The following is a 10,824-nucleotide window of genomic DNA, read 5'->3' on the forward strand; positions in this document are numbered from 1 at the left end:
TAAAGCAAAACCGAAAGCCTCCTACCTCCCGAAATTGGTGCAAGACCTCCCTCACACGAGTCAGATGATTAGGCAAACGCGCGATTTCAACCTCACTACCTGCCAAATCAATTTCAGCAGGGATCATCGCTAAATTCTCCGCTAACTCCACGATCTTGCTGGACACCGTCGCTCGACCCTGGAGCACTTCATAAAGGCTACATCCCTCTTTGGGCTCAAGCCCCAAGGCGCTCGTCGCATTAGCCTGGGGATCGAGGTCGATTAACAAAGTGCGACGCCCTAAATTTGCCAAAGCATGCGAAAGATTTACAGCAGTTGTTGTCTTACCCACACCGCCCTTTTGGTTTGCGACGGCATAAATTCTCATGACGCCACAACCTAACGCCTTCACCTGTCTAGCGCAAAACAAAAGCACAGCATTGCCATTCCTCACTCGTTTGCTAATCAGCGCTATCCCATGGATCTCAAAAAACGTTTCCTACGATGGCGTGAGTATCGCTCACTCCGCGCCCACGCTATCGAATATCGTCGTATCCTCAAAAAAATGCACACCTACAGGCGCGATGTCCTAAGCCCAGAAAAATCTAAAGCCGTTAAAGAATCCATCGAACAGCTGACCATCGCGATCCGTTCGCAAAATGTATCCCTACTCAAAAACGCCATTGAACAAAGCCTCCGCGTCTACGACACCACCTTCACACGCAGCTCATGGGATTGGCTCAAGGAAAACTGCGAGGTCTTCCTCGTCGCAGGTGTCCTTGCTTTCGCCATAAAGGCTTATTTTCTCCAACCCTTCAAAATCCCCACCGGCTCCATGTGGCCCACCCTCTCTGGCATTGAAATTGAGGCTTACGATCAGCCGCTTCCCAACCCACTCGTGCGTTTCATTGAGCAAGTCATTTTCGGTAGAACATACGGCCGCTATATAGCCCCGCGTGACCTCCACCTCGTCGCCATTGAGCCAGGCAGCAACTTCATTTGGTTCGAGTGGTCTTACCTTCGCTTCGATGATGGCTCGCGCGTGAAGATCTGGCTAAACCCTAAGCTCATCCGTGAAAAACTCGATCTCCGCCCCGGCCGATATTTCAAAGCAGGAGACTATGTCTTCAGCTACCGTCAAGAAACCGGTGACCAAGTTCTCGTAAATAAAATGATCTACCATTTCCGCCGCCCTGAGCGCGGCGAAATTTTCGTCTTCAAGACAACTGGCATTCGAGACATCGAACTTCAAAATGCACTCGAAGGCATCTATCACGACCAGCATTACATCAAGCGTTGCGTCGGCACACCAGGCGACACTCTACGAATCGATCCACCTTATCTCTACGTCCGCGGTCGGCCTCTCCAAGGTCGCCGCATCTTCGAAAAACAATATCAACAAATAGATCAATACAGCGGCTACCTTATCGACTCACAGCAACATTATCTCCGCTCACCTAATGAAATCTTCACACTTCGCGATAACGAATATTTCGCTATAGGTGATAATGCCCGCGCAAGCTGGGACAGCCGATACTGGGGCCCTGTCCCAGCCCGCAATCTCGTCGGCACCCCTCTCATCGTCTACTGGCCATTCGGAAAACGATGGGGAAGCGTCGAATAATTCTTATGCTCTTCCAAAACTAAAGTTAAACCTCCAATAACATCCCCACCATGAAGCGCTCCCAAATCGAAACACTTCTCCAGCGCTGGATGGCCGAAGGCCTCATTGAACCTCGACAAGCCGAAGCCATCCTCGCTCGCTACCCCCTACACTCTACCTCAAAAACCCTCACTCTCATCTTTGCCGTCATAGGCGTAGGCTGTCTAATCCTCGGGCTCACCCTCTATATTTCCAGCAACTGGGAAGCTATCCCAGACTTAGCAAAGCTCATCGCCCTCCTCGCACTACTAACCCTCACCGGCATTCTCGCCATCGAGTCACACTCCCGCAACCGTCCCACCTATCTCCGAGAGACGGCTTATGCCGCAACAGCCATCCTTCCACTTCTCACCCTTGCTCTCATCACTCAGACCTTTCATATCTACGGCGACCTTTCTCACCTCTTCCTCGTCTGGGCTATTGCCCTTGTGCCTCTTACTCTCCTAAGCCTATCTACTGCAGTTTGGTGCTTTCAAATCCTCGCCTTCCAACTATATTTCTTATCACACCAGTTCCACTACCTCACCAATAATTCCTGGCTGGAGAGCCAAATCCTCTTTGCCGTAGTCCTTGCTCTTATCTCTCAACTATGGCGCCTCAGTCCCTCTCAGCATCATCGCTACATCGGTGAATATTGGGCTCTGCTCTCAGGTTTCACCGCTTGCTACATCCATGGCTTTGTAAGCTCGCGCAACTGGTGGTTCCTTATCGCCGCTGTGGCCCTGTTGGTCCTCATTTACTCTGTCAACAAAAGCCGTCCCCATCTCCTCAACCTCGCCCTCCTCTTTCTCGCTCTCATCATGATTGCCTTTTTCTTCCACTACATCTACTCCTACCTCTACACCGCGCTTGGCTTTATGATCGCAGGATTCTTCATTCTTGCCACAACCTGGGCGTGGTGGTCTCTTCATAAACTTGTTGCCCGAAAGTCTTCCCAATCCGAACCTCCTACACCTAGTAAATGATCCCCTCTTGCCGACGTAAAGCTCTCTACACCCTACTAGCTGCCTACATTACTAGCCTAGCCGCGTTCTACATCTATAATGCCATCGGACTAGCCGCTCCATCTTACCGAATCCGTGCCTACACAGTTGACCCTCGCGACCTGTTGCGCGGCAACTACGCCACGCTTCGCTATGAAATCAGTGAGATGCCTGAGACTTTCAGACACCTATTTTCGGCCGGTGATAAACTTTATGTTATTCTTAAGCAAGACGCCGAGGGCTTCTGGGTGACACACCACATTTCTGCACAACCCCCGTCGCCATCTCCATACGCCCCATACATACGCGGATGGTATAGCGGCTTCGATATCAAATTTGATATGGAAAAATACTTCATTCCAGAGGATAGCAGGGCTCTGCCCTATGAGCTGATAGCCGAGATTGCCATAGACTCAAAAGGCCAAGGGCGTATAAAAAGAATTTTTCCCAAAAATTCTCACCCGCAATAGAGCCTCCCTGGCTCAATTGCATCATCCGATTCTGGTGCCTATCCACTCTATCCTTAAATAAAATTTTCCCAAAAAAGGTAAAACAATGTCAACATAATTGAAAAATTTGGTTGACATTTCCCGATTAATTTGTAAAACTTCCTCAAAATAGGAGGATAACGATGAAATATTCCCCAATCTCCCATAGCTTACCAACTCTAGCCATCATCGCCCTTGTGGCCATCCTTAACATCCATCCCGCTGCCTCTACCACATTACCTCACCGTCTTTGGGGCACCTACTATGGCGGAGCGGGCGATGACATCATCCACAGTGTTGTTTCGGACGCCTTCGGGAATATATATATAGGCGGAGTGACCCTCCCTGTCTCAGTCGCAGGAATTGCCACAAACCCCTCTTTCCAGACCACCCCAGGTTCAGGCCACGATGCGGGGACAGGCTTCGTAGCTAAATTTTTACCCACCGGTCAACGTATCTGGGGCACTTACATCAACGGCCGCGTGCAAAGCCTAGGCATCGATCCAAGCGGCAATCTCATAGTCGCCGGTTTCACCTCCAGCAGCTCCAACATCGCCACCCCAGGCACCCACAAATCCACTCCGCCAATTAATCAGCCAAGCCTCTCTGATGTGGATGCTTTCTTGATCAAATTTGATCCCAACGGTAACCGCCTCTGGGGCACCTACTACGGCGGTTTCGCCTCAATGGGCGTCCCTCAAGCCAATAACGATCAGGCCCGCGCCCTTGCGGTCGATTCATTCGGTGACATTTACTTAACAGGTGAAACGGGCATTCAAAACAACATCAACGGATCCATCGCCACGCCAGGAGCCCTCCAGACCTTCCACGGAGGCGGAGGCTCACCCTCCGACATATTTATTGTCAAATTTAGCGGATTCGACGGCACTCGTCTCTGGGGAACATACTACGGTGGCTACAACTCCGACGTCGGAACCGGAATCGCCGTCGATAACTTCGGCAACGTCCTAGTTGTCGGCTACACAAACTCTCCCAACGCACCCAATTCGTTCACCCTGGCAACTCCCGGCACCCACCAACCCTCCTTTCATACCAACAACTCCCAACTAGACGCAATACTCATAAAACTAAATTCCTTCGGCCAACGCCTCTGGGCCACCTACTTCGGAGGGACTGCAGGCGAGGCCGGCATCGGAGTAAAAGCCGACCCCAGCGGCAACATCATCATCACAGGCTCCACAAGTTCCTCCACCCTCATCGCAACTCCAGGCACCCATAAAACGACTCTTAACAACGACGACATTTTCATCGCCAAATTTAATGGCTCCAACGGCCAGCGACTCTGGGGCACATACTTTGGCGGCGCTGCAACTGAAGGTCAAAACATCGGCTCAGACCATCCCATCGCCATAGACACTCAAGGCAATATCTACCTCACAGGCCGCACAAACTCCCTCAACTTCCCCAGCACCCACCCATCCGGAGCCATCTCTACAACCAACGCTTACCAACCACAAAACACAGCCGGAACCTTCGATGGCTTCATCACCAAATTCAACGGAACTAATGGCCAGCGCCTCTGGGGCACCTACTACGGCGGCTCTGGATACGAAGATGCCCGCAGCCTGATCCTCGACAACAAAGGCAACATCATCATCGCCGGAGAAACCTCCTCCACATCCCCCGCCGGCGTTATCGCATCCTCCAACGCCCACCAAACCACCTACGGCGGCGGCTCCCGCGATGGCTTCGTCGCAAAATTCACCGAGCTATTTATCGACCTCTCAGCCATCCCCTCCTGCGCCTCAGTCGGCCAAAATATCAACGTCACCACACCCGTCCACCACTCCGCCCTCTGTCCCTCCGTCTCGATCGCACCCACCAACGTCCCGCAAGGCATCACCTACAACACCTTCGCCTCACCCCCCACCTTCTCAGGCACTTTCACAACCCCCGGCACATACAACTTCACCGTCCAACTCACCGATAGCTGCGGCAACACCCTCACCCTCAACAAAACCATCAAAGTCGGCCAGCCCACCTCCCTCCCCAACTACCCCCCACAAACCGCAATGCACAATTTCCCCTACTCCTTTAACGCCGCCGGCACCCTCGACCCCAACTTCGCTCCAGGCACCTACACCATCTCCCCCCCTCTACCCCCTGGCCTCACCCTCAACGCCTCCACAGGCCAGATCACAGGCACCCCAGGCGTCGCCTCAAGCTCCACAAGCCACACCATCACCCTCACCGACTCCTGCGGCACCTCCGTCTCCAAGCCATTCAACCTCCTCATCGTCCCCTTCCAAAACTGCACCTCCCCCGCCATCCTCAACATCACCGCCTCCCCATCCGCCTGCCAGGCCATCCACTTCACCTGGACCCCACTCCCCTCATGCCCCGCCAACACCCACCTCCACTTCCGCTACAAACTCTCCACCTCAAACACCTGGACCGGCATCCCCGTCACCTCTCGCCCCCCAATCTCGGCCGGCAGCTTCTCCCTCTCCTCCCTCCAATCCGGCACCTACGACATCCAAGTCGCCCTCGTCTCCGGCGGCCAAAACGGCACCGTCGGCCCCTACCACGGCCTCGTCCCCGTCACCTATCAATGTGTTAACTTCACCACCACACCCTCCTGTGCTTCAGTAGGCCAGTCCATCAGCTCCAACATCGCCCTCGCCAACTCCTGCCAACCCGGTAACCTCACCGCTTCAGGCCTTCCCCCAGGAGTCACCTTCACACCCAACCCCTTCGGTGGAACATTACAAGGCACCATCTCCGCGCCAGGCTCCTACACCATCACCATCACCGGCACCTCAGCCTGCGGTCCCATCCCCCCACAAACCTTCACCATCAACACCCCCACCACTCCCACCCTTCCCACTTACCCCACCGTCTATGGCATGCAATCCACCGCCTTCACCTACAACCTCGGCGGCACCGTCAGCGCCACCCCTGCCACCTACTCCATGATCCCCAACCTCACCAGCATCGGCCTCACCCTCGACCCCACCACCGGCCTCCTCTCCGGCACCCCCACCATCTCTGGCTCCATCCAGACCACTGTCACCCTCACCGACGCCTGCAGCAACTCCACCTCCGCACCCCTCACCCTCCAACTCGTCCCATTCCAACCCTGCTCCGCGTTTAACTTCAACCCCACCCTCATCCCCACCAACAACTGCACCCAAGCCATCCTCAACTGGACCCCCACCGGCAACTGCCAGCCCCAAAACTTCCTCGCCATCCGCTTCCGCTCCGGCAACAACCCCTGGATCTACCTCCCCATGTCCCAACGCCCGCCCGTCTCCGCCGGCACCTTCACCATCCCCAACATGCCCCCCAACGCCACCTACCAAGTCCAAATTCAAACCGTCTTCACCCAAAACGGCAGCACCGATGAATACGGCTGGTTCCCCGCCGGCACCGTCACCGTTCCACCCTGTCCTCCAGGCCCATCCCTCCCCCCATTCACTGTCCCACCCGCCACAGCCGGAGCCCCCATGCCCAGCATCGTTCCCCCCAACCCCAACGTCCACCCCAACTGCTCCCCCGCCACCTGGTCTGCCACCGGCCTCCCGCCCGGCCTCACCATCAACCCCTCCACAGGCATCATCTCCGGCACCCCCACCACCCCCGGCACCTACAACATCGTCCTCACCGTCACAGACGCCTGCAACCAATCCGCCTCCCTCTCCTTCACCCTCACCATCACCAACGCCCCCACCCTCAACCCCTACCCCACCCCACCCAACGGCACCATTGGCTTCACCTACCTCAACCTCTCGCCCCCACCACACACCATCCCTCCCGCCTGCACCCCAGCCACCTGGTCGGCCACTGGTCTCCCACCCGGCCTCACCATCAATCCCACCACTGGCGTCATCTCAGGCACACCCACCGCTGCCGGCACATTTAACGTCACCGTAACATTAACCGACTCCTGCGGCGGCACCGCCTCCCAAAGCTTCACCCTCTTCATCAGCAACCAACCCCCCACCCTCGCCCCCTATCCCTCACAGCCCCCGCTCCCCCACAACACCCCCATCACCCCCATCCCAGCACCCACCCACTCCATCAACCCCAACTGCGCCCCTGCCACCTGGTCCGCCACCGGTCTCCCGCCCGGCCTCACCATCAACCCCACCAACGGCGCCATCACCGGCACCCCAGCCGCCATCGGCAACTACCTCATCACCGTCACCCTCTCCGACTCCTGCGGCGCCTCCGCCTCCCAGACCCTCAACCTCTCCATCGTCCCCCCATGCACCGCACCCAACCTCGCCCCATCCGCCTCCCCCGCCACCTGCACCTCCATCCTCCTCAACTGGACCCCCGCCTCCTCCTGCACCCCCACCCAATTCCTCGCCATCCGCTACCGCATCGGCCTCAACCCCTGGACCGAAATCCCCGCCACCTCCCGCCCAGCCACCCCTGCCGGCACCCACACCCTCACCGCCCTCAACGGAAACACCACCTACGAAATCCAAGCCCAAGTCGTCTCCCCCCAGACCGCCTCAGCCAACCCCGCAGCTTGGTTTAACGTCGGCCTCATCACCACACCAGCCTGCCCACCCTCGCCACCCACCATCACAGGCCCCGCCAACGTCACCCACTGCAACCCCGCCACAATCAACATAACAATGACCGCCACAAACTCTCCCACCTCGTGGGCAGTCGTCGGCACCCTCCCCGCAGGCCTCACCCTCAACTCCACCACAGGCACCCTCAGCGGCAACGTCGCCCCCGGCACCTACCCCATCACCCTCACCGCCACCAACTCCGGCGGCACCAGCGCCCCATTCACCCTCAACTTAACCGTTAACAGCCAGCCTTCTATCACCTCACCCACCACCGCCACAGGCACCGTCGGCCAACCCTTCAACTACACCCTCACCGCCAGCGGCACCCCCACACCCACCCTCACCCTCACCCCCGTCAACCCCGCACCAGGCCTCACCATCTCCACCGCCACCCTAAGCGGCACACCCACGGCCGCAGGCACCTACACCTACAACCTCACCGCCACCAACTCCTGCTCCACCGCCACAGCCACCCTCACCCTCACCATAGCCGCCGTTCCCCTTCCACCCGTCATAAATCCCCTACCGAACAACGAACTCATCGTCGAAGCAGGCGTCTCCTTCAGCTACCCCTTCACCGCCACAAACAATCCCACCTCCTTTGCCCCAATCGGCCCCACCCCACCAGGCACCACACTCTCCACAACAGGCGTCCTCTCCGGCAACATCGCAGCCGTCGGCCTCTATCCCCTCACCATTCAAGCCAACAACGGCATCCTCGGCCCACCCTACTCCCTCACAGTCCGAGTAATACCAGCCAACCCCGGCACCCGCTGCTTCGCCACCTACTACGGCGGCACCGGCAACGACCAAATCCACGCCGTAGCCACCGATAACGCAGGCCACCTCTACATCGCAGGCCAGACCGCCTCGCCCAACGCCATAGCCACCCCAGGCACACAATCCACCGCCTACAACGGCGGCAGCACCGACGCCTTCATTGCAAAATTCGACGCCTTCGGAAACCGCCTCTGGGGCACCTACCTAGGCGGCACAAGCAACGACACCGCCCACGCCCTCGCAATCTCCCCCCAAGGCGATCCCTACCTCGCAGGCTCCACCTCCTCGCCCGGTCTAGGACTAAACGCCTTCCAACTCACCCCAGGCAGCACCACCCAACCCGACGCCTTCCTCGCGCGCCTCAACCCAACCACAGGTAACCTCGTCTGGTTCACCTACTACGGCGCGGCCCAGCAAGACGAAGGCCTATCAGTAGCCACCGACAACGCCGGCAACATCTACCTCACCGGCCGCACCGCATCCACCACAGCCATCGCCACACCCGGCACCGTGCAACCCACCAAAAGCACAGGCACCGACGCCTTCGTTGCAAAATTTGACCCTTCAGGCAACCGCCTCTGGGGCACCTACTTCGGCGGAGCCGGCACCGACATCGCCAACGCCGTCGCCGTCGACTCCCAAGGCCATTCGATCATCGCCGGATACACCACCACTGTAAGCGGTCTCATCACCGGCGGCCATCAAAGCACATTCGGCGGAGGCCAAGACGGCTTCATTGTAAAACTAAGCCCCGCGGGTAACTCCATCGTCTGGCGCACCTACTACGGCGGCACAGGCAACGACGTCATCAACGGCGTCGTCGTAGACACCCACGACCACATCATCGTCTCCGGCAGCACGAGCTCAGCGGCAGCCATAGCCCACAGCGGACATCAAAACACCTTCGGAGCCGGCGGGAATGACGCCTTTGTTGCCAAGTTTAACCCAGCAGGGACTCGCATCTGGGGCACCTACTACGGCGGCAACGGCGACGACCTCGGACAAGTGCTTGCCACCGACGCCGCACGCAACCTCTACCTACCCGGCCAGACAAATTCCACCACCTCCATAGCCCACGTCGGCCACCAAAACACCAAAAGCACAGGCATAGACGCCTTCCTCGTCAAACTCTCCCCCACAGGCACACGACTCTGGGCCACCTACTACGGAGCCACAGGCCAAGACTACGGCACCGCAGCCGCAGCCGACGCCTTCAGCGCCGTCTACCTAGTCGGCTACACCAACTCAGCAACCGGCATAACCACCACCCCAAGCCACCAACCCACCTATGGCGGAGGCGCCCATGACGGCTTCCTCGTAAAACTGGGCCCGACCGCCTGCGGCACGACGCCTCCAGCAGTGATTCAGCCGCCAGCTACAGACACCGTTAACGTCAACACCCCATATGTGAAGGCTTTCACGGCGACGAACAGCCCCACGAGCTACGTTTTACTATCACCGCTGCCGCCAGGGTTGAGTTTCTCTGGCAACACACTATCAGGCACCCCGACAGTAGCAGGGACCTACACCTTGCAACTGTTTGCGGTGAACGCAGCAGGGCCCGGCCCCATATTCACCTTTGTCCTTCAAGTGACCAACATCACTCCGCCGAACCTGCTTGCGGCGCAGATATTGGCGACGCACGGCACCGCAGGGACCTTTGGGGTGAATCTCCCCTTGGCCGGCCCCGCCTACGGGATCGACCCACGACGCCACACCGTAGCACGAGTGCTCGAGCTCACCTTCAACGTTCCCACCACAAGCGCGACTTTCTCCCTCTCTCAAGGCACGGCTACCTTTGGGACCCCAGTTTACACAGCCAACAAGATATTGTTGCCCATAGTGAGCATCAGCAGCAACCAGCGCTACATCCTCAACATCAACAATGTCAACGGGACGGGTGCGAACTTTACGTTGACATTTGGAATATTGCAGGGCGACGTGGATGGAAACAAGCAAGTAGCAATCAATCCTGATCGCAACACAGTGCAGGCGAACATAGGCAATCCCGTGACAGCGGCCACCTTCCGCAACGACATCAACGCCGACGGCGTCATCTCCACCGTCGACTTCAACCTCGTCTCAGCCAACCTCGGCGCCTCGCTTCCCTAACTTTAGACTGCAGCAGCAAGCGCCAGCGCAACCCCGCTTTAGTTAGTCTTAAGGCGGCGAGGCACTTCGTTTTGCACCGCAGTCCAAATACGAAGTGCGGTGGCAGGCGTCAGCGTTATGGAGTGCGGTGACAAGCGAGCCGCAAGCTCCAGCACTCCAAAGGGAGGGGAGAAAATGGGGTTTAGATGCGGTAGTTTCTGCCTATCTTACTTATCCAGGGGCGTAGGGAGGAAATAAAAAAGGATCGATGTTTTTTGCGCGGGTTTTTCTCT

General features: G+C 57.6%; 5 protein-coding genes. 4 read left to right on the forward strand and 1 reads right to left on the reverse strand.

The features are described from left to right. A partial coding sequence (locus NZM04_06165) for an AAA family ATPase (GenBank protein ID MCS7063612.1) occupies positions 1 to 415 on the reverse strand: 415 nt, incomplete at its 3' end. A gap of 42 nt (positions 416 to 457) precedes the next feature. Between NZM04_06165 and lepB the strand changes: the two genes are divergently transcribed. The 4 genes from lepB (at position 458) to NZM04_06185 (ending at position 10,552) form a co-directional block, all read left to right on the forward strand. Then, positions 458 to 1,603 (forward strand): signal peptidase I, encoded by a 1,146-nt coding sequence (gene lepB / locus NZM04_06170; protein ID MCS7063613.1) that lies wholly within the window; start codon positions 458 to 460, stop codon positions 1,601 to 1,603. 50 nt (positions 1,604 to 1,653) lie between these two features. After that, positions 1,654 to 2,607 (forward strand): DUF2157 domain-containing protein, encoded by a 954-nt coding sequence (locus tag NZM04_06175; GenBank protein ID MCS7063614.1) that lies wholly within the window; start codon positions 1,654 to 1,656, stop codon positions 2,605 to 2,607. After that, complete coding sequence (locus tag NZM04_06180) at positions 2,604 to 3,095, forward strand: GDYXXLXY domain-containing protein (GenBank protein ID MCS7063615.1); 492 nt, start codon at positions 2,604 to 2,606, stop codon at positions 3,093 to 3,095. The genes NZM04_06175 and NZM04_06180 overlap by 4 nt, the downstream gene beginning before the upstream one ends. Positions 3,096 to 3,256: 161 nt before the next feature. Continuing rightward, on the forward strand, positions 3,257 to 10,552 hold the full coding sequence (locus NZM04_06185) for a putative Ig domain-containing protein (protein ID MCS7063616.1): 7,296 nt from the start codon (positions 3,257 to 3,259) through the stop codon (positions 10,550 to 10,552). The last annotated feature ends 272 nt before the right edge of the window (positions 10,553 to 10,824 follow it).

The sequence above is a fragment of the Candidatus Methylacidiphilales bacterium genome (assembly GCA_025056655.1).
Classification (GTDB): Bacteria; Verrucomicrobiota; Verrucomicrobiia; order Methylacidiphilales; family JANWVL01; genus JANWVL01.

Excerpts from the sequence above, each read along its gene's own strand:
- lepB (MCS7063613.1), top strand. The coding sequence starts at position 458 with ATGGATCTCAAAAAACGTTTCCTACGATGGCGTGAGTATCGCTCACTC.
- NZM04_06175 (MCS7063614.1), top strand. The coding sequence starts at position 1,654 with ATGAAGCGCTCCCAAATCGAAACACTTCTCCAGCGCTGGATGGCCGAA.
- NZM04_06180 (MCS7063615.1), top strand. The coding sequence starts at position 2,604 with ATGATCCCCTCTTGCCGACGTAAAGCTCTCTACACCCTACTAGCTGCC.
- NZM04_06185 (MCS7063616.1), top strand. The coding sequence starts at position 3,257 with ATGAAATATTCCCCAATCTCCCATAGCTTACCAACTCTAGCCATCATC.